The organism is Blautia hansenii (genome assembly GCF_013304445.1).
In the GTDB taxonomy this organism is placed as follows: domain Bacteria; phylum Bacillota; class Clostridia; order Lachnospirales; family Lachnospiraceae; genus Blautia.
In genome coordinates this window covers 1-19333 of record NZ_JAAITA010000034.1, presented here as the reverse complement: position 1 = coordinate 19333, position 19333 = coordinate 1, and the positions used below count along the sequence as shown (strand labels likewise).

General features: G+C 43.6%; 19 protein-coding genes and 1 riboswitch. Of the genes, 13 read left to right on the top strand and 6 right to left on the bottom strand.

From position 1 onward, the window contains the following. Positions 1–65 precede the first annotated feature (65 nt). Positions 66–719: a Crp/Fnr family transcriptional regulator gene (locus G5A70_RS14775; RefSeq protein ID WP_173750230.1), complete on the bottom strand. Its 654-nt coding sequence runs from the start codon at positions 717–719 to the stop codon at positions 66–68. A gap of 84 nt (positions 720–803) precedes the next feature. On the opposite strand from G5A70_RS14775, the gene G5A70_RS14770 reads away from it, so the two are divergent. Continuing rightward, the gene (locus tag G5A70_RS14770) at positions 804–1385 is read left to right on the top strand and encodes an ATP-binding protein (RefSeq protein WP_173750229.1); all 582 of its coding nucleotides are present in this window, start codon (positions 804–806) and stop codon (positions 1383–1385) included. A gap of 55 nt (positions 1386–1440) precedes the next feature. Here the strand turns inward: G5A70_RS14770 and G5A70_RS14765 are convergent, their stop codons facing one another. Together G5A70_RS14765 and G5A70_RS14760 are read right to left on the bottom strand one after the other, a co-directional pair. Further along, positions 1441–1887, bottom strand: coding sequence for a GatB/YqeY domain-containing protein (locus G5A70_RS14765; protein ID WP_173750228.1), 447 nt, complete (start codon positions 1885–1887; stop codon positions 1441–1443). A gap of 56 nt (positions 1888–1943) precedes the next feature. After that, the gene (locus G5A70_RS14760; protein ID WP_173750227.1) at positions 1944–2582 is read right to left on the bottom strand and encodes a trimeric intracellular cation channel family protein; all 639 of its coding nucleotides are present in this window, start codon (positions 2580–2582) and stop codon (positions 1944–1946) included. 158 nt (positions 2583–2740) lie between these two features. Between G5A70_RS14760 and G5A70_RS14755 the strand changes: the two genes are divergently transcribed. Further along, positions 2741–4060: a sodium-dependent transporter gene (locus tag G5A70_RS14755; protein WP_173750226.1), complete on the top strand. Its 1320-nt coding sequence runs from the start codon at positions 2741–2743 to the stop codon at positions 4058–4060. A 14-nt stretch (positions 4061–4074) separates the two neighbouring features. Further along, positions 4075–5439 carry an alanine/glycine:cation symporter family protein gene (locus G5A70_RS14750; RefSeq protein WP_173750225.1) on the top strand — a complete coding sequence of 455 codons (1365 nt, stop codon included), beginning with the start codon at positions 4075–4077 and terminating at the stop codon, positions 5437–5439. A 129-nt stretch (positions 5440–5568) separates the two neighbouring features. Here the strand turns inward: G5A70_RS14750 and G5A70_RS14745 are convergent, their stop codons facing one another. Continuing rightward, complete coding sequence (locus G5A70_RS14745; RefSeq protein WP_173750224.1) at positions 5569–6624, bottom strand: acyltransferase family protein; 1056 nt, start codon at positions 6622–6624, stop codon at positions 5569–5571. Positions 6625–6790: 166 nt separating this feature from the next. Here G5A70_RS14745 and G5A70_RS14740 point away from each other — a divergent pair, with 166 nt between their 5' ends. Continuing rightward, complete coding sequence (locus G5A70_RS14740; protein WP_173750223.1) at positions 6791–8257, top strand: CapA family protein; 1467 nt, start codon at positions 6791–6793, stop codon at positions 8255–8257. A gap of 26 nt (positions 8258–8283) precedes the next feature. Here the strand turns inward: G5A70_RS14740 and G5A70_RS14735 are convergent, their stop codons facing one another. Further along, positions 8284–8496 carry a GTPase gene (locus tag G5A70_RS14735; RefSeq protein WP_173750222.1) on the bottom strand — a complete coding sequence of 71 codons (213 nt, stop codon included), beginning with the start codon at positions 8494–8496 and terminating at the stop codon, positions 8284–8286. A gap of 140 nt (positions 8497–8636) precedes the next feature. Here G5A70_RS14735 and G5A70_RS14730 point away from each other — a divergent pair, with 140 nt between their 5' ends. The 6 genes from G5A70_RS14730 (at position 8637) to guaA (ending at position 15448) form a co-directional block, all read left to right on the top strand. Next, positions 8637–9980: an MATE family efflux transporter gene (locus G5A70_RS14730; RefSeq protein WP_173750221.1), complete on the top strand. Its 1344-nt coding sequence runs from the start codon at positions 8637–8639 to the stop codon at positions 9978–9980. Positions 9981–9995: 15 nt separating this feature from the next. Continuing rightward, positions 9996–10493, top strand: coding sequence for a Cys-tRNA(Pro) deacylase (gene ybaK / locus G5A70_RS14725; protein WP_173750220.1), 498 nt, complete (start codon positions 9996–9998; stop codon positions 10491–10493). A gap of 83 nt (positions 10494–10576) precedes the next feature. Beyond that, entirely contained in the window at positions 10577–11920 is a 1344-nt protein-coding gene (locus tag G5A70_RS14720) for an MATE family efflux transporter (protein ID WP_173750219.1), read from the top strand. A gap of 13 nt (positions 11921–11933) precedes the next feature. After that, positions 11934–12611, top strand: coding sequence for a pentapeptide repeat-containing protein (locus G5A70_RS14715; RefSeq protein WP_173750218.1), 678 nt, complete (start codon positions 11934–11936; stop codon positions 12609–12611). A gap of 73 nt (positions 12612–12684) precedes the next feature. Beyond that, a riboswitch (NiCo riboswitch) is annotated at positions 12685–12773 on the top strand. Positions 12774–12858: 85 nt separating this feature from the next. Beyond that, the gene (locus G5A70_RS14710) at positions 12859–13761 is read left to right on the top strand and encodes a cation diffusion facilitator family transporter (RefSeq protein WP_173750217.1); all 903 of its coding nucleotides are present in this window, start codon (positions 12859–12861) and stop codon (positions 13759–13761) included. Between the two features lie 142 nt (positions 13762–13903). Continuing rightward, positions 13904–15448 (top strand): glutamine-hydrolyzing GMP synthase, encoded by a 1545-nt coding sequence (guaA, locus tag G5A70_RS14705; RefSeq protein ID WP_180211162.1) that lies wholly within the window; start codon positions 13904–13906, stop codon positions 15446–15448. A gap of 108 nt (positions 15449–15556) precedes the next feature. Here the strand turns inward: guaA and G5A70_RS14700 are convergent, their stop codons facing one another. Next, positions 15557–15988: a helix-turn-helix domain-containing protein gene (locus tag G5A70_RS14700; protein ID WP_016439640.1), complete on the bottom strand. Its 432-nt coding sequence runs from the start codon at positions 15986–15988 to the stop codon at positions 15557–15559. Between the two features lie 176 nt (positions 15989–16164). Between G5A70_RS14700 and G5A70_RS14695 the strand changes: the two genes are divergently transcribed. Genes G5A70_RS14695 through G5A70_RS14685 form a run of 3 tightly spaced genes read left to right on the top strand, consistent with a single transcriptional unit; the run spans position 16165 to position 18530 of the window. Next, complete coding sequence (locus G5A70_RS14695; RefSeq protein ID WP_008976824.1) at positions 16165–16353, top strand: hypothetical protein; 189 nt, start codon at positions 16165–16167, stop codon at positions 16351–16353. Between the two features lie 14 nt (positions 16354–16367). Next, the gene (locus G5A70_RS14690) at positions 16368–17453 is read left to right on the top strand and encodes a site-specific integrase (protein WP_173750216.1); all 1086 of its coding nucleotides are present in this window, start codon (positions 16368–16370) and stop codon (positions 17451–17453) included. Between the two features lie 45 nt (positions 17454–17498). Next, on the top strand, positions 17499–18530 hold the full coding sequence (locus tag G5A70_RS14685) for a hypothetical protein (RefSeq protein ID WP_173750215.1): 1032 nt from the start codon (positions 17499–17501) through the stop codon (positions 18528–18530). The last annotated feature ends 803 nt before the right edge of the window (positions 18531–19333 follow it).

Sequence of the window (19333 nt, the reverse complement as noted above, 5' to 3'; positions counted from 1 at the left end):
AAAGCCCTTTTGAGGGCTAATATCAAACCACCAGTTGAACTGGTGGTTGCTGACTTAGAACTTTTTTAGTCCAGTTTCTGATAAAGGGTAAATTTGTTTTTATGAAAATCCAGAATACCTTCTTTTCGCATTTTTCCCAGTTCTTTGGAAAGCGCACTGCGGTCCAGATTGAGATAGTCGGCCATACCCTGACGGTCAAAAGGGATTTCAAAAGCTGTGCTGCCTGTACGGACAGCCTGTCCCGTGAGATAAATCAGAAGGCGCTCCCGGATGGTTTTTGGGGTGGTGCAGAAAATTCGGTTGGAGAGAATCAGGTTTTTCTGCACGGAAATCCGCAGCAGATTCTGCATAATGACAGAACGGCAGGACGCTGCCTTTGGCGAAAGATACTGCAGGCGTTCCAGGTTTAAAAACAGAATTTCCGAAGGTTCAGCTGTTATGGCAGATACCATCATGGGTTCTCCGCAGAGGGCATAAGTTTCCGCAAAGACCTGTCCCTGGGAAATATGACTTAAAATGCTCCGATTTCCCCACAAATCCGTATTCTCTACCACCACGCTTCCGGACAGGACAATGCCCAGTTCCGAAATGGTATCCCCCATGTGAAAAATAGTGGTATTTTTAAGAAATTGCTGCTGGCGCATACAGCCCTGTTGTCTTAGTAAATCCAGTTCTTCTTTATTGATTTTATGAAAGATAGGAATTTGAAAAATTTCCATAAGTCTTCCTTTCCGTGGTTTTAACCACTGAATTGCTGTCTGCATTATAGTATGATAAGGACACAAAAGCAAGGGAGGTACAAGATGATTCGGAAAATTATTGAAATACAGGAAGAGAAATGTAACGGCTGCGGACTCTGTGCTTCAGCCTGCCACGAGGGTGCTATTGGTATGGTAGACGGGAAAGCCAGACTTTTGCGGGAGGATTACTGTGACGGACTGGGAGATTGCCTGCCTCAGTGTCCTACAGGTGCAATTACCTTTGTGGAGCGGGAAGCAGCGCCTTATGATGAGGCAGGGATATCCCGGCTTAGACAGTGGCCCTGTCAGATAAAGCTGGTGCCGGTAAATGCGCCGTATTTTCACAAAGCAAAGCTGCTGATTGCAGCAGATTGTACGGCTTATACCTATGCTGATTTTCACAGGGACTTTATGAAAGGAAAAATTACCCTTATCGGGTGTCCGAAACTGGACGGGGCAGATTACAGCGAAAAGCTGACAGAAATTATAAAAAACAATGACATCAGAAGTGTAACCATTCTTCGTATGGAGGTGCCTTGCTGCGGAGGTCTGGAGATGGCGGTAAAGAAAGCGCTTCAAAACAGCGGAAAATTCCTTCCCTGGCAGGTGGTGACTATTTCCACAGAAGGGCAAATTTTAGATTAGAAGAAATGAGGCTGCCGCATAAAGTGCGGCAGCCTCATTTAAAAACAGAGAGGGTTTACTGCAGCATGGAAGCCAGCACCTGATTGACCAGTTTTCCATCGGCAATGCCTTTTACCTTAGGCATGAGTACTTTCATAATGCGGCCTTTGTCTTTGCCTGTAGGAACTGTGATTTCCAGTTCTGTAAGCACACCCTGAATCACTTCTTTGATTTCGTCCTCATTCAGCATTTTCGGGGCGAATTCTTCATATACGGCAATTCGTTTGGTACATTCTTCTATCAGGTCTGTTCTGTCCTCCGGGGTCAGTTCCAGAGTTTCTTTTGTCTGTTTGATTTCTTTTAAAACCACTTCGTTTTCTTCTGCTTCTGTCAAATCTTCGCGCTTGTCAATGGCTTTGTTTTTCAGAGCGGACAGCAGCATGGACAGAGATTCTTTCCGTTCTTTGTCACCTGCTTTCATGGCAGTGACCATTGCTTTTCTGACTTCATCAATTTTGCTCATGGCTTAACATCTCCTTCACACATTTTCTATTAAGTATAGCACTTTTTTGCGGTACGTCAATGAATCCGCAGGAGATTCCAGTGAAAATGTGTGGCCAGAGCCCGGACAACCACGGTGACACAAAGACCCAGAAGCATGCCGGAGGCCTCGCCTACAGAATTTCGGCACGCTATATAGACAATGCCACCTGCAATGGAGGCGCTGGCATAGATTTCCCGCACCAGAATATAAGGGGTCTCCCCAGCCATAATGTCACGCACCACGCCGCCGCCTACACCGGTGAGCACACCGATGAAAATAAAGAAGAAAGGGTTGTCTTCTGTCACCAGCCGGGAAGCTGTCTGAATACCCAGTACCGTAAAGATGCCAAGCCCCACAGTATCGCACCAGAGCATGATTTTATCATAGATTTTATTCTTTATTTTAGAATGCAGAATGTTCGGAGTGGTGTATACAATGGCAAAAAGCAGGGTGGAGGTCAGAGCCGCAAACAGGATATAGACCGGTTTGGCAAAGGCCGTGGGAGGCGTGACCCCTAAAATTACATCACGCATAATACCGCCCCCAACCGCAGTGGTGGCACCCAGAATATTGACTCCGAAAATATCCATTTTTTTCTCAATGGCAATCATAGCGCCGGATGATGCAAAGGCGATGGTTCCTATGATTTCCAGGATAAAAATAAAAGTATCCATAAGTATCTCTCCTGTGTAAATATATCAAACATAAATATACCACAAATCTGCAAAAAAAACGTCAGAAAGTCCAAGGGTTTTGGTTGACTTTCCCAGGGTTCTTTGTTACATTGAAGAGGCATAGTTTTAAAATTTAACGCAGCAGGAGGTAAAAATAGATGCATACGCATAAAAACGGGAGTTTTACCAACTCTTTAGGGTTTGTGCTTGCCTGTGTAGGCTCTGCGGTAGGACTGGGAAATATCTGGATGTTCCCCTATCGTCTGGGCGAATACGGCGGGGCGGCCTTTTTGATACCATATATTTTGTTTACTTGTCTTTTTGGCTTTGTGGGACTTTCCGCAGAATTTGCCATTGGAAGAAGGGCAGGAACGGGAACACTGGGGGCTTACGAGCATTGCTGGTCTGCTATTCATAAGAAAAAAATAGGAAAAATCATAGGATGGATTCCCCTTCTTGGCTCTCTGGGCATTGCTATCGGCTATTCTGTTATTATTGGATGGGTTCTGAGATTTTTAGCCGGTTCTGTGACGAATACGGTTATGGAAAGAGACTCTGCAGAATACTTTGGAGAAGTGACGGCAATGATGGGGAACGTTCCCTGGCACATTCTGGTCATTGCCCTTACGGTTCTGCTTCTGGTGTTTGGAGCAGCGCCCCTGATTGAGAAAGCAAATAAGATTCTCATGCCTTTGTTTTTTCTGCTTTTTGCAGTTCTGGCAGTTCGTGTATTTTTCCTGCCGGGAGCAAAGGAAGGATACGAATTTCTCTTTGTTCCAAAATGGGAAGCGCTGGCGAATATGGATACCTGGGTGATGGCCATGGGACAGGCGTTCTTTTCCTTATCCATTACCGGTTCGGGAATGATTGTGTACGGCTCTTATCTGAGTAAGAAGGAGGATATTCCAAAGGCTTCTCTTCAGACGGTATTTTTTGATAGCATTGCAGCCATGCTGTCCGCGCTGGCCATTATGCCGGCAGTTTTTGCTTTCGGAATCGAGCCGTCTTCAGGGCCATCTCTGATGTTTATAACCATTCCGAACATTTTCAAGCAGATGCCTATGGGAAGGTTGTTTTCCGTGATGTTTTTCCTTTCCGTATGTTTTGCAGGAATTACCTCTCTTATTAATATGTTTGAGGCAGTGATTGAAAGCTGGCAGAATAAATTCCAGATAAAGAGAAATCATGCAGTACTGCTGTGCGGCGGTCTGACTCTGCTGGTAGGTCTGTTCCTGGAAGAAGAGGCAAGAGTGGGGCACTGGATGGACTTTATTACCATTATTGTGGTTCCTTTTGGCGCTGTGCTGGGTGCGGTTTCTATCTACTATATCCTGGGCTTTGACAGAATCAAAGAGGAACTGGAAACGGGAAGAGAAAAGAGACTTCCGGGGCTTTTTAAACCAGTGGCAAAATATATTTATGTGCCTTTGGCTGTAGTTGTATTTATTCTGGGACTGGTTTATAAGGGAATCGGCTGAGAAGAGGTGTGAAAATGAATCGTTTGCTGCCTGTTTTAGAAAAGATACAGACCGTGGTATGGGGACCGCCTACGTTGCTTTTGCTTCTGGCAACGGGGTTGTATTTTACCATAAGACTGAAAGGTCTCCAGATTACAAAATTGGGTCTGGCTATTAAGTATATTTTTCAAAAAGAAGAGGGAGAGGGGGATGTGTCGGCGTTTGCTTCCCTGTGTACTGCTCTGGCGGCTACCATTGGTACAGGAAGTATTGTGGGTGTGGCTACAGCTTTGCGGGCAGGCGGACCGGGCGTTCTTTTCTGGATGTGGGTGTCTGCTTTTCTGGGGATGGCTACCAAGTACGCAGAAGGCCTTCTGGCGGTAAAATACCGTTCCGTGGATGAGAACGGGCAGATTTGCGGCGGCCCTATGTATTACATACAAAACGGTATGGGAGAGAAATGGAAATGGCTGGCAAAGCTGTTTGCCTTCTTCGGGATTATGACGGCCATGCTGGGCTGTGGAACCTTTCCCCAGGTCAATGCCATTACAGAATCCACCAGTGAAGCCTTCGGGCTGCCAGTGTGGCTCATCGGTGTGGTGGTGGCTGTGGCGGTAGGCTGCGTGGTGCTGGGAGGAATCAAATCCATTTCCAGTGCGGCAGAATTGATTGTGCCTTTCATGGCTATGTTTTATGTGCTGGGTTCTCTGCTGATTCTGATTCTTCATGCACAGCAGATTCCGGAGGCCCTGAAACTCATTGTAACTTCTGCCTTTACCCCTCATGCAGCAGTGGGCGGGGCGGCAGGAACAGTATTTATTTCAGTCATGACTGCCATGCGGACAGGCGTTGCCAGAGGTGTGTACACCAACGAGGCGGGACTTGGAAGTTCCCCCATTGTAGTGGCAGCGGCCAAAACCAAATCCTGTGTGCGCCAGGGGCTGGTTTCCATGACCAGCGTGTTTTTTACAACGATTGTTATCTGTACCATGACGGGAATTGTGGTTATCACTTCCGGTTACCTGGACGTTCCGGGACTGGACGGCGGGAAACTGTCCAATGCAGCGTATAATTCGGGTCTTCCGGGGAATCTGGGAATGTATATGGTTTCCATCGGATTGATTTTCTTTGCCTTTACCACGATTATCAGTTGGTGTTATTATGGGGAAAGATGTCTGGTTTACCTGTGCAAAAGTGTGAAGTGGATTTTTGTATACAAGGTGCTTTATATTGCCTGTGTGGCGGCTGCGCCTTATCTGGAACTGCAGCCTATCTGGCTGTTGGCAGATATCACCAATGCCTGTATGGCCTTCCCGAATCTGATAGGACTTTTGGGACTGAGCTCTGTAGTCATAAAGGAAACCAGGGATTATTTTGCGGAACTGAAACCGCAGAGGTGAAACACGGATTATCAGGAATAAGAAAAAGGCTGTCGCCTTAAGTGCAGATGGGGAGTTCAGTTCTCCTAATTGCAGCTTAAAGCGACAGTCTTTTTCATAAGAATAATATTGCAGAAGAAAAGAGCGGTTCTAACGTGCCATTCTGCCTTTAGAGCGGAAAAAGGGGAGTTGTCCGCCCCGCAGTGCAGGAGGTCCGGGCAGCTTTGGCAGCTTCGGCAGACGCACCGGAAAGGAAGAGATACGGTTTACAAACCGATTGGGGCGGTCACAGGCCAGCAGGAAGGTAATTCCCACACAGGAACTCAAAAGCAGAACGGTTTCGGTATAGGTGTCTACATTTTCCAGCAGAGGAGTTGCCTTTAAAACGCTGTAAAGCAGTCCGTGAAACAGGTAAATGGGCATGGTGCGCACGCCCAGCACGGAGAAAAAGTACCGCTTTCTGGGAATGACAGCAGACAGGGCAAAAAACATCAGGAAAGAAATCACATAGCAGCCTGCCCGTACCAGCAGACCTTCCATTCCCGGCATATCCATATCTTCGTAGGAATAGCGTCCGTAGAAAATAAAGGTGGTCAGTTCTGTACCTGTCAGGAATGCAGTGCCGAGGAAAAAGCACACAAAGGCTGTCAGGCTGAGGGTAAAAGCCTTCCAGTGACGGCGCAGGATTTCAAACCAGTCTTCCTGAAAATAGTAGCCTGCCAGGAAAAACGGGTAAAAGAACAGGGTTCTCGGAATACTGAAAAAGTTGCCAAGCTGGGTGTAGCCAATGAGCAATCCTGCCGTAAAGGCGATAGCCATATTTCCAGGGATTTTCTGAAAATAAGGAGTAATGATTCTCCAGAAAAACAGCGCCATCAGATACCACAGAGAAAATTTGGGGCGATTCAGGTACAGCCCGGTTTCCTTATGTATCACGAAAACGTACAGGAAATAGTACAGAAGTTCGTAGACAAAATAAGGAATCACCAGCTTTTGAATCAGTTTTTCAAGGCTCATGGCTCTTTTGGAGAAGAAGCCTGAAATAAAAATAAAGGCAGGCATGTGGAAAGAAAAAATAATCCACTTTAAGGATTCTAAAACAGGGTTGTTTGTGTGACAGGGCTCAATAAAATGTCCCATGACTACAAGCAGAATCAGCAATGCTTTGTAGTTGTCCAAAAAATAATTTCTTGATTTCGTTGACATAATCTTCACTTTCATATTATTATGGGTATTGTAGTTAATAAATGAGCAATAAATTGTTCACAATTTTAGTACGCAAGCTATGATACAACTGTTTTTATAGAATTGCAAATTAAAAAATAATAAAGATGTATAAATTGGCAGGAAGAATTACAGAAAGGATAGAACTATGAGCGAACGTCGTACGAGAAGAGAGCAGCGGGAGGAAGAGGAAAGAAGGCTGGAACTGGAGAGGCGTAGAAGGATTGCGATAGCCAGAAAGAGACGCCAGCAGCAAATCAGACGCCAGAAGATGATGATGGCAGGAGCTGGCCTGGCTATTTTGGTCATAGGGGCAGCCGCCTTTGCCATACACGGAAAAATAGAAGAGAAAAAAGCCAAAGCAGCCCAGGAGAAGCAGAAAGAGACAGAGGCGAAAGCAAAGGCAGAAGAAGAGAATAATACCCTGCATATGGTAGCTGCAGGGGATAATCTGATTCACGATGCACTGATTAACGCAGGAAAGGAGAATGACTGGAACTTTGATTTCCTGTATGAAAATATAAAAAAGGTCATTAAGGATGCGGATTTGGCCTCTGTGAATCAGGAAACGCCTTTGGAGAAAGACCATGATAAAGCTGCAGGGTATCCTGATTTCGCCACTCCTGAGGAAGTGGGAGACGCACTGGCAAATGCAGGATTTGATATTGTGACACAGGCTACGGAGCATGCCTTTGACCAACAGGAGGACGGCATTGCGACTTCCGTTTCTTTCTGGAATAAAAATTATCCAAAAGTTTCCCTTTTGGGCATTCACAGCAAGGAAGAAGAGCGTTATCAGGTTATTGAGAAGAAAAACTTCAAGGTAGCTGTGATGAATTACAGCTGTATGCTCAGCGAAAACCACAGCATACCGGAAGACGAATCTTATATGGTAGATACTTATTCCGAAAAGAATATCAAATCGGATTTAAAGAAGGCAAAAGAAGAAGCAGATGTCACCATTGTTTACCTGCACGGAGGAAAATCCGATTCCTCAGAGCCGGATGAGAAACTGCAGAACCGTATTGATTTTCTGGCTGAGCAGGGGGCAGACGTGGTGATTTGTTCTCACCCTCATATTCTGAAGGGATATGAACTGAAAAAAAGACCGGACGGAAAGAACATGCTGGTTTACTATTCTCTTGGAAACTTTGTCAGCAATCAGTCTTCTTTAGAAAATCTGCTGGGAGGTCTGGCAGACTTTACTTTAAAGAAAGACGCAAAGACAGGAGAGGTGACGATTGAGGATTACAGCCTGATTCCTGTAGTTATGCATTACAATTCCGATTATACGGAGGCAGGTGTGTATGAACTGTCTGATTACACGGAAGCGTTGGCAAAAACCCACGGTATTCATGAGGAAAATTCAGAGGAAACCTTCAGTCTGTCAGCTTTGAAGTCTGCAGCGCAGGAAATCGGAGAAATTACCACAGGAAGCAGTCTGTCCGGGGACGGGGACTCTGACAGCGGAAACTCTGGGGACAGCAACAGTAGTGACAGCAGCAGCGACAGCGATAGTAGTGACAACGACAGTAGTGACAGCGACAGTAGCGACAGCAGCGATAATGACAGCAGTACTGGAACGAATGCAGAGGATGGAGATACGAACAACTAACTGCTAATGCAGGGGAACGGAAGCAATTATTTTTTATCTTTTTCTACATAGCAGTCCGGAGAAAAAGGCAGAATTGCTTTATAAGAATTTAATTCCCCCTGCGACTGGGGCGGTGTGGGAATCATACCTGTGGCTTCTGTGGTGGCACAGCCGTCCAGGTCATGGGCGGAAGTGGACTCTACATGATATTTGTCATCTGCGGCTATGTTTTTAGCCGCATTTTTCTTTTCTTTTTCCATGGCAATACCTCCTGAAAATCGTAAAAATTTCTGTGCTTTTTATAGTCTGGCACAAAAGAGGCAAATTATGCGGATTGACAAATTTTCTTTCAATAGCTATCCTGTATAAAGTACGAAAATAAAAAGAAGAGGTAGGAGAAATGGAGAAGACAGAAAACGCAATGGGAACGAAAAAGGTCATGCCCCTTTTGATTTCCATGTCTGTGCCGCCTATGATTTCCATGCTGATACAGGCTTTATATAATATTGTGGACAGTATGTATGTGGCAAGGGTCAGCGAGGACGCTTTGACAGCCGTGTCCATAGCCTTTCCGCTGCAAAATTTGATTATTGCGGTGTCCTGCGGTTTTGGAATCGGCTTAAATGCCTGTGCGGCCAGAGCATTGGGGGCAAAAGACGAAAAAGAAGTAAAATCTGCGGCAGCCCATGGATTTATATGCTGCGGCATACACTGGCTGCTGTTTGTGCTCATGGGCCTGTTTTTGACAGGACCTTTCCTGCGGGGCTTTACCGATGATCCGCAGATTTATAAGATGAGTTGTGAATATACCCGGATTGTGCTGTGCTTCAGCATAGGCAGCATGTATCATCTGTATTCGGAAAAACTGTTTCAGGCCACAGGCAGTATGATTCTGCCTATGATTTTCCAGGGAGTAGGAGCCATTTTTAATATTATTTTAGACCCCATTCTCATCTTCGGCTGGTTTGGCCTGCCTGCCATGGGCGTGCAGGGGGCGGCGATTGCCACCGTGGCCTCTCAGATTCTGGCAGGGATTTTGTCCATGATTTTTTTTGTGAAGAAATGCAGAGCAATTCCCATTTGCCTGAAAGGCTTCCGTCCGGACAAAACCATGCTGTGGAAAATTTATACCGTGGGAATTCCCTCGGCTATTATGATGTCCCTGCCGTCCCTGTTGGTTGCGGCGTTAAATTCCGTGCTGGCGGCTTTTTCCGCCACGGCGATTGCAGTGTTCGGCCTGTATATTAAAATCCAGACCTTTGTGTACATGCCGGCTAATGGGGTCATACAGGGTATGCGTCCCATTGTGAGCTATAATTACGGGGCCAAAAACCGTAAGAGAATGAAAGAGACGTTAAAGGCCAGCCTGGAGGCTACGGGGGTCATTATGGCCATGGGAACCGTGCTGTTTCTGGTCTTTCCACAGGTGATTATGAGGCTGTTTGACGCCAATGGAGAAATGATGAAAATCGGTGTTCCCATGCTGCGTATCATCGCAGCAGGATTTCTGATTTCCACAGTGGGCTGCGTCCTGTCCGGGGCTTTTGAAGCTCTTGGAAAAGGGGTACAGTCTTTGGCGGTCTCCCTTTTGCGGCAGCTTGTAATCATTATTCCTTTGTCCATAGTGCTGTCTGGGACGCTGGGACTTTACGGCGTGTGGCTGACTTTCCCTGTGGCAGAATTGATTGCTGCCGCGGCAGGCTGTGTGCTGTACAGAAACTTTATGAAAAAACTGAATTTATAGGCAGGAGGAAGAAAAATGGGCAAGCACAAAGAAAAAGAAATTAAGACAAATGCCATGCGGATTCTGGATAAAAATAAAATTCCCTATGAAGTGCTGCAGTATGAATGTGATGAATTTATCGACGGTCTGCACACAGCCCGGAAGACAGGGGCGCCGGTGGAACAGTCTTTCAAAACGCTGGTGGTGCAGGGGAAAAGCCGGGAATATTATGTGCTGGTGATTCCCATTGCCGAGGAAGTGGACTTTAAAACAGCAGCAAAGACAGTGGGGGAAAAATCCGTAGAAATGATTCATGTGAAAGACATTAACAAAGTGACGGGTTATATCCGGGGCGGCTGCAGCCCTCTGGGCATGAAAAAGCAGTTTCCTACCGTGATTCATGAGAGCGCACAGGAATTTAGAGAAATCTATGTAAGCGGAGGAAGGATTGGAACCACTCTGAAACTGTCTCCCCAGAAATTGGCAGAGGTAACAGGGGGGAAGTTTGCTGCAATTACGGCAGAGAAAAAATAGAAGAAAACAAGCACTTGTATCCGGAAAACAGGGAGAGTATAATAACCTGTAGCAAAGTATTACAGCAATAAAGGAGTTTTCTTATGGAAACAAAAAACCGTTTTTTTTCGAATGCTGATTTGCGGAAGTTGATTGTACCGTTGATTATTGACCAGTTTCTGCAGGCATTTGTGGGACTGGCAGATTCTATTATGGTAGCCAGCGTGGGAGAGGCGGCTGTATCGGGAGTTTCTCTCATTGACACGGTCATGGTGCTGATTCTGAATATTTTCACGGCTCTTGCAACCGGAGGCGCGGTGATTGCCGGGCAGTTTTTGGGGAAGAAGCGGGAAGAAATGGCCTGTAAAGCGACAAATCAGCTTCTTTCGTTTACCTTAAAAGCCTCTCTGGGCGTGATGCTGGTGTGTTATCTGGGACGGGACTTTATCACACATGTAGTGTTTGGCAAAATCGATGCGGATGTCATGTATAACTGCAATGTGTATCTGATGATTGTCTTTGCCTCTATTCCCATGACCGCTCTTTATAATGCAGGGGCGTCTGTTTTCCGGGCTATGGGAAATTCAGCCGTGGCTATGAAAACATCCTTTCTGATGAATGCCATTAATATCTGCGGCAATGCTCTTTTGATTTTCGGTTTTCACAGAGGCGTGGAAGGCGTTGCCATCCCCACTCTGGTTTCCAGAACTGTGGCCTGTGTCGTGATGTTAGTGCTTTTGAATAATCAGAAACATGTGCTGCATATTTATCATCCGTTTTCTTTTAAGACAGATATCAGCCTGCTGAAGAAGATTCTCTATATCGGGATTCCAAACGGTCTGGAAAACAGTATGTTCCAACTGGGGAAAATTTTGGTGCTGAGTATTGTAACGGGATTCGGAACGGCCTCCATTGCGGCAAATGCGGTGTCAAACAATGTGGCGACTTTTGCAGTGCTGCCGGGTATGTCCATCGGTTTTGCCATGCTGACTGTGACGGCTCAGTGCGTAGGAGCGGGAGATTTTGAACAGGTGCATTATTATACGAAAAAACTGATGAAGACAGCGTATGCGGCTTTGGCCGCCATGAATATTCTGGTTGTGCTGGCCATTCCGTTTATTATTAAAATATATGGGTTGTCGGCAGAAGCCAGTGAATACGCGTATTGGATTCTGATTTACCATTCTGCCTGTGTGGTTACCATATGGCCCTTGTCTTTCTCTCTGCCAAATACCTTAAGGGCTGCGGCTGATGTGAAGTTTGCCATGATTTTATCGATTATTTCTATGTGGATTTTCCGCATTGGTTTCAGCGTTGTTCTGGGTGTGTATCTGTACTGGGGCGTGTTCGGCGTGTGGGTGGCCATGACCATAGACTGGCTGTTCCGCGCGGTAAGCTTTACCATTCGATACGCAAGAGGAAAGTGGAAACGGGCAGCGCTGGTTTAGCGAGGATAGGAAAATGAAGAAAAGAGGATTGAAAGAACCCTCTCTCCCGAAAGAATTGTTTCCGGTAAAACTGGGAAAGGAATTTCTGGAAGAGGCCAAGGAACAGGAAACGGAAGTTGTAAGGAGAAAAATCGAAAAAGTATATCTGACAAAATTTGACGGCAGCGGAATGTCTTTTTGGCAGACGGTGTTTCAAAACTGTCGGTTTGAGGGCTGTGATTTTCACAAAGCTTTCTTTCAGGATGTAAAGTTTGTCAACTGCAGCTTTTGCCATTCCAGTTTCTGCGATGCAAACTTTAAATCCTGTATCTTTGAGTCCTGCAAGGGTCGGGGCGCAGATTTTTACGGAAGCAGTCTGTACCATGTGCAGTTTCAGGACTGCGATATGGGAGAAGCGGTGTTTGACGCAGCAAGATTCAGTTCTGTCAAGGGACAGAATACCGATTTTTCAAAGGCGGGGTTCAGCAAATGCAGAATGTCCAACACGGTGTGGGAACAAGTCTGTTTTCGTGAGGCGAACTTTTTCAAAACCGTGCTGAAAGACCAGGATTTTACAAAGAGCTCTATTGAGGGGATTGTATTGTCTGATGAAAGGGGAGAACTGGAAGGCGCGGTGGTGAATACATTTCAGGCGTTAGGTCTGGCAAAGCGGTTAGGCCTGGTTATTCAGGACTCCGGAGAAAATTTTTAGAAAAAGCAAAGGAAAACATTGACAAATCCCGTTGTTTCACATAAAATAACAGAAACTTAGATTGTTTGTGCAAAATGAATATGGCTGAGCAGGCAGCGGAAATTTGGCATGCCGGGTCGCAGAATGCGGCAGCAGATGAAAATAAACATCTGCGGGACAGTACGAATATTGTCTCGCAGATGCTTTTTATTTTGCCGGAATTCATGTTGCATACAATTAAATTGTATGAAAAAGAAAGGAATAAGGTATGAAAAAGCAAAACGAAGCATCTACACCGGAGGAACAAAACAGAAAGACGGCTATGCGGGTATCGGCGGTGAGCATTGCCTGGAATGTGATTTTGTCCCTGTTTAAACTGATCGCGGGTATTGTGGGACATTCCGGTGCTATGATTTCAGACGCTGTGCATTCTGCCTCAGATGTGTTCAGCACCATTGTAGTCATTCTGGGAGTCAACATTGCCAGCCGCCAGTCTGATGAAGACCACCAGTACGGGCACGACCGCCTGGAATGCGTGGCAGCTATTATTCTGGCCGTGGTGTTATTCGCCACAGGTCTTGGAATTGGAATCGGGGGAGTAAATAAGATTATCGAAGGCAGTGCCGGAAGTATGGAAGTACCGGGAATGATTGCCCTTATTGCAGCGGTGGTCTCCATTAGCATTAAGGAGTGGATGTTCTGGTATACCAGAGGCGCGGCAAAAAAGATAAACTCCGGGGCCCTGATGGCAGACGCATGGCATCACCGTTCCGATGCCCTGTCTTCGGTGGGGGCGTTTGTGGGTATTTTGGGAGCCAGACTGGGATTTCCGGTTTTAGACCCTTTAGCCAGTGTGATTATCTGCATTTTTATCGTAAAAGCGGCTTATGACATTTTTAAAGATGCCATAGACAAGATGGTAGATAAATCCTGTGACGAAGAAACGGAAAAGGCTATGCAGGAACTGATTCTGTGTCAGAAAGGTGTGAAAAACATTGATATGCTTCATACCAGACTGTTTGGGGCAAGGATTTATGTGGATATCGAAATTGCCGCAGACGGGAACATGACCCTGCGGGAAGGACATGAAATTGCCCAGCAGGTGCATGACAGAATAGAGGAAAAGTTCCCTCTGGTGAAGCACTGCATGGTGCATGTAAACCCGGTTTAAAAGGCATGAGTGAAGATTTGCGAAAATTTGGCAGTTTTCACAAGTATTTTGCTCTTGTAAATTTGAGGGCAATAATCTATAATTATTTCTATATATTTTCTCTTAGAAAACTATTCATTATAAAGAACAGGAGGACATTTCTTTGAAAAGAGAAACCGTTATTGTACTTGATTTCGGAGGACAGTATAATCAGTTAATTGCAAGACGTGTGCGCGAATGTAATGTGTACTGTGAAATCTATTCTTATAAAACAGATATTGAAAAAATTAAGGCTATTGGGCCAAAGGGAATTATTTTTACCGGGGGACCGAACAGCGTTTACCTGGAGGATTCTCCTACCTATACGAAGGAAATCTTTGAACTGGGCGTTCCGATTCTGGGAATCTGCTACGGCTCCCAGCTTATGATGCATCTGCTGGGCGGCAAAGTAGAAAAGGCTCCGGTAAGAGAATATGGAAAAATCGAAGTAACGGTGAATCAGAAGTCCAAACTTTTTGAAAACGTATCTGAAAAGACTATCTGCTGGATGAGTCACAACGATTACATCTCCCAGGCAGCGCCGGGATTTGAAATCAGTGCGCATACCTCTGACTGTCCGGTAGCAGCAGTGGAAAACGTGGAAAAAGGTCTGTATGCCACACAGTTCCATCCGGAAGTTCTGCACACCCAGGAAGGAAAGAAAATGCTTTCCAACTTTGTCTACAATGTGTGCCAGTGTTCCGGTGACTGGAAAATGGATTCTTTTGTGGAAGAGTCCATCAAAGCCATTCGTGAAAAGGTGGGCGACGGAAAAGTGCTCTGCGCCCTGTCCGGCGGTGTGGATTCTTCCGTGGCGGCTGTTATGCTGTCCAAAGCAGTCGGAAATCAGCTTACCTGCGTATTCGTAGACCACGGTCTTCTTCGTAAAAATGAGGGAGATGAGGTTGAGGCAGTCTTTGGACCGGAAGGTCACTATGATTTGAACTTTATCCGTGTCAATGCCCAGGAACGTTTCTATGAGAAATTAAAAGGCGTGGAAGAGCCGGAAAGAAAACGTAAGATTATCGGCGAAGAATTTATCCGTGTCTTTGAAGAAGAGGCAAAGAAAATCGGCGCTGTGGACTTCCTGGTACAGGGAACCATCTACCCGGACGTTGTGGAAAGCGGTGTAGGCGGTGAGTCCACTGTTATCAAATCCCACCACAACGTAGGAGGTTTGCCGGATTACGTAGACTTTAAGGAAATTATCGAGCCTCTGCGCGATTTGTTTAAAGACGAAGTCCGGAAAGCAGGTCTGGAACTGGGCATTCCGGAATATCTGGTGTTCAGACAGCCATTCCCGGGACCGGGACTTGGAATCCGTATCATCGGAGAGGTTACGGCTGAGAAAGTCAAGATGGTGCAGGAAGCAGACGCTATCTGGAGAGAAGAGATTGCAAAAGCCGGAATCGACAGAGAGATTGGCCAGTATTTCGCGGCATTGACAAATATGCGGTCTGTAGGGGTTATGGGAGACGAGAGAACCTATGACTATGCCATTGCGCTTAGAGCAGTGACGACTACCGACTTTATGACAGCAGAGAGCGCGGAGATTCCGTGGGAGGTTATTGGGAAGACCACCAGCAGGATTGTGAATGAAGTGAAGCATATTAACCGAGTTATGTATGACTGCACGGGGAAACCGCCGGCTACGATTGAATTCGAATAATATATTAGAGCCAAGAAATGCCTATTTTACGGGCTTTCTTGGCTCTTTCTATGTCCGTTGACAATCAAATGACAATACTTTTTTAATATGATTGTAAATAATTTCTTCTTATTTAGCTGGGAATTGACTCTTCCAGTCTAAATATTCTTTTTCTGTAATCTCTTCATTTCTGAATTTCTGGTACATATCAGCCCATGTTCCAATATGATCCAGCATATTTAAAGAATCATGTCCTTTGTCTTTAAACATGAGTTGTGGTACGCCGGATTCATCCCGGTAGGCGTGCAGACCATATTGATCCTCTAAAGCAAATAATGCGTGCATGACACTAACATAAGTATCAAAGTTTGGATCAGACATGGCGTATGGACTAATCTTTAATGAGTTTGCTATTTTTTCTAATTGTTCTGATGATGGAAAACGATTCCCAAGTTCATAATTTCTAATTGCCGATTCGCTCAATCCGGACATGATTGCCAATTCTTTCTGTGTATATCCTTGATCGATCCGGAATTTTCTTATTTTCTCACCTACTGTCATAAGAAAACACTCCTTTGCTGATTGTTACTTAAAAGTATAGCATAAACAGTTCAAAAATGAAATATAAAAATAAACCGTTCATTTTTGAAATTATTCTATTGACAGTACGGAAATGAAATGTTATGATGCATATACACCGTTCGATAATGAACTGAAAAAAGAAAGGAGGGATATAGATGGCTAGTAAATTATTTATATCAGCAAAAGAAGTAGCAAAAGAATTAGAAGTATCTGATTCCTATGCGTATCGTTTGATCCGTCAGTTAAATACTGAATTGGAGCAAAAAGGTTTCGTTGTTGTCAAAGGAAAAATCAGCCGTAAATATTTTGAAGAACGAGTTTACGGTATGAATGAAATGGAATAGTAGGAGGTGATGTTTTGACAGTAATTAAAAACCAAAAGTCAAATACTTACGAGGTAAGAACCTATTATAAGGACTGGACCGGCGTAAGAAAGCAGAAGACGAAAAGGGGATTTAAACGCAAATGTGATGCCCAGGAATGGGAAAGAGCGTTTAAATTAAAGGAGAATTTGAGTCTGGATATGTATTTTGAAGATTTTGTGGATCTTTATCTGAATGATATCAAATCTAGAATCAAATATAATACATGGCTGACGAAAAAGCATATTGTAGAAAAAAAGATTCTCCCATATTTTTCGAAAAAGAAGTTGCAGGAAATAAAACCTTCCGATATTCGACAGTGGCAGAACACCATGATGAACTATCGGAATAAACAAGGAGAAGGCTATTCACAGGTCTATCTAAAGACCATCCATAATCAGCTGAGTGCGATTTTGAATCATGCGGTTAATTTCTATGATTTGAAGAGCAATCCTGCACGTAAGGCAGGATCTATGGGAAAAGAAAGAACAAAAGAAATGCTTTTCTGGACAAAAGAAGAGTATATGAAGTTCATTGAAGCGGTGGCGGATAAGCCAATTTCCTTTTATGCATTTGAAATCTTATATTGGTGTGGAGTGCGTATGGGAGAGTTGTTAGCGCTGACACCGGCAGATTTTGATTTTCAGGCGTGTACGATCCGGATCAATAAATCTTATCAAAGATTAGGGGGGAAGGATATTATTACGGATCCTAAGACTGCAAAGAGTAATCGCATGATTACCATGCCGGAGTTTTTAAGTGAGGAATTAGAATCGTATATAGGAATGCTGTATGGTTTAAATGAAAATGACAGGATATTCCAAATTTCAAAAAGCTATCTTCATCATGAAATGGATCGTGGTGTGAAGTTGTCAGGGGTGAAGAGAATACGAATCCATGATTTACGACATTCGCATGTGTCATTGTTGATTAATATGGGATATTCTGCGGTGGCAATTGGAGAAAGGGTAGGACATGAAAGTGTGGAGATCACATATCGATATGCACATTTGTTCCCGACAATTCAAACAGAGATGGCGGAAAATCTAAATCAGGAAAGAGAGGAATATCTGGATGAGTGAAAAAAATATGGACAGCAAGAACCGGTGGCGTAATGTAACCATACTGTGGTTGGTCTACACAGAATTAGTCAACATCATAGACCAATATATATTAAAGGAACAGCACAAATTAGTCAGGTTGATGATGAACTAAATGTACTTTCGACTAGTGTTATAAAGAGCGAAAAGAATGTATTACTAAGGGCAAATAATGAGCCACAAATACAATCATATTTTTTTGACGATCAGCTGCTGAATAATGTTAATCCACCAGAATCTTTTTTTAGAGCTGTAAGTTTACATAATAGCGCATTGGACAGTAAAGAAGCAACCAATCAATTGTTAGATTTGTGGACTGCGGTGGAAACTTTGGTTGGCTTCAGAGCAGGTGATGAAGATAAAATAAATGTTATTTGTAATATTTTGACAAGTATCTTGAATAGATCATATATGTATAATCAAATGGAACAATTATGTAAGGATATATTAGTTGTATTGGGCAAACGAGGACAAGAGTTTATTGATAAAATAGAAGAAAACGAACAAGATCCTGTGAAATTAGCACTGGTATTGGGAGTAAAAGCGCAAGAGGAGAGTTATAATGAATTAAAGAATATGTTAGAGGAATATCCAATTTTACAATATCGTATGGAATTATTTTCCAAACATATATTTTGCAATTCAAAAACGGTTTTTGAAGAATTAATGAGACATAAAGAAAAACTAAAATGGCAAATTATGAGAATATATCGTAATAGAAATATGATTGTTCATAATGGAGAGCATATGCCTTATTTGGAAATTGTTTTGGGAAATTTACATTATTATGTAGATGCCATGTTTGATGTTTTAATTGAATATTATCATATGGGAATTGCTAATAACAGGATTATATTTTATGATATTGAAAAAGAAGAAATATTATATTGGGAGAATTTGGGGTTGGATGAAAAAGGAAAAAAGGTGGAAGAAAAAGAAATAACACAAGAAAATTATAAAAAGTTATTGTTTAATGAATATGAAGGGAATTCAGTAAAGAATGTTGTAAAACAAGCAATAAACGAGATAAAAAATAAAAAAAATGAAAAAGAAGAATGATAACACCATGATAACAAAATTCCCAAAAAACACGCGGACACAACGGAAAATCCGGATTTTTCCCCACAAATCACACGAAAAATCACCATTCGCATACTGCAATACGCCGGTCTGATAACGTGAAGGTGGACGTACATTAGGTTCAGATAGAGTTGCCATAATTATCGAGTAATTGTTGATTTATGATTCAAACTATTTGAATTTGTACTAAGGCAAATTTCTGAGCTTTTTTGATGAATGAAAATTGAAGTATAATGGAAAGATTAGAGGATAAAAAGTGATTGTCGGGAGATGAATTTTGAGAGGTGCAGTATAAGTTGCTGACAATAAAATGACAATACAATCAGATAAAAACATAGCGAATACATGCAAAACAGTTCGAAAACGAACTGTTTTAAAACTAAAACACTGAGGAAGCACCATAAAGCAAATAGAACTTTGCGAATTCGAATAACGGACAGAACCCCGGAAATGCTGATATAATGGGCATTTCCGGGGTTGTTTTATGTCCTTTGGATCTAAAATGGATCTAATTTTTTCAGTGTGTAGCTTGACAAAAAATAGTGGTGTGGGTATTCCAAGGCACACTCCACTATCCTGACAAGGGCAAAGTTGGATAACCTGAAAAAAGAATAGAAACATGAAAAGAACGACCTTAGACAAGGCAGAAAAGCCTTTGTCAGGTCGTTCTTTTCATGTTCAGAGAAATTTCAGGAAAAGTAGAAGAAACCTCATAAACAGTAAGCGTCAAATATTCCTGCGGATTTCCTAATCCTCAAGTTTCACCTATAATTGTAGTCGAT

Bases quoted from the DNA above. Each gene is read 5' to 3' on its own strand.
- G5A70_RS14775 (WP_173750230.1), bottom strand. From the start codon at position 719: ATGGAAATTTTTCAAATTCCTATCTTTCATAAAATCAATAAAGAAGAA.
- G5A70_RS14770 (WP_173750229.1), top strand. From the start codon at position 804: ATGATTCGGAAAATTATTGAAATACAGGAAGAGAAATGTAACGGCTGC.
- G5A70_RS14765 (WP_173750228.1), bottom strand. From the start codon at position 1,887: ATGAGCAAAATTGATGAAGTCAGAAAAGCAATGGTCACTGCCATGAAA.
- G5A70_RS14760 (WP_173750227.1), bottom strand. From the start codon at position 2,582: ATGGATACTTTTATTTTTATCCTGGAAATCATAGGAACCATCGCCTTT.
- G5A70_RS14755 (WP_173750226.1), top strand. From the start codon at position 2,741: ATGCATACGCATAAAAACGGGAGTTTTACCAACTCTTTAGGGTTTGTG.
- G5A70_RS14750 (WP_173750225.1), top strand. From the start codon at position 4,075: ATGAATCGTTTGCTGCCTGTTTTAGAAAAGATACAGACCGTGGTATGG.
- G5A70_RS14745 (WP_173750224.1), bottom strand. From the start codon at position 6,624: ATGTCAACGAAATCAAGAAATTATTTTTTGGACAACTACAAAGCATTG.
- G5A70_RS14740 (WP_173750223.1), top strand. From the start codon at position 6,791: ATGAGCGAACGTCGTACGAGAAGAGAGCAGCGGGAGGAAGAGGAAAGA.
- G5A70_RS14735 (WP_173750222.1), bottom strand. From the start codon at position 8,496: ATGGAAAAAGAAAAGAAAAATGCGGCTAAAAACATAGCCGCAGATGAC.
- G5A70_RS14730 (WP_173750221.1), top strand. From the start codon at position 8,637: ATGGAGAAGACAGAAAACGCAATGGGAACGAAAAAGGTCATGCCCCTT.
- ybaK (WP_173750220.1), top strand. From the start codon at position 9,996: ATGGGCAAGCACAAAGAAAAAGAAATTAAGACAAATGCCATGCGGATT.
- G5A70_RS14720 (WP_173750219.1), top strand. From the start codon at position 10,577: ATGGAAACAAAAAACCGTTTTTTTTCGAATGCTGATTTGCGGAAGTTG.
- G5A70_RS14715 (WP_173750218.1), top strand. From the start codon at position 11,934: ATGAAGAAAAGAGGATTGAAAGAACCCTCTCTCCCGAAAGAATTGTTT.
- G5A70_RS14710 (WP_173750217.1), top strand. From the start codon at position 12,859: ATGAAAAAGCAAAACGAAGCATCTACACCGGAGGAACAAAACAGAAAG.
- G5A70_RS14700 (WP_016439640.1), bottom strand. From the start codon at position 15,988: ATGACAGTAGGTGAGAAAATAAGAAAATTCCGGATCGATCAAGGATAT.
- G5A70_RS14695 (WP_008976824.1), top strand. From the start codon at position 16,165: ATGGCTAGTAAATTATTTATATCAGCAAAAGAAGTAGCAAAAGAATTA.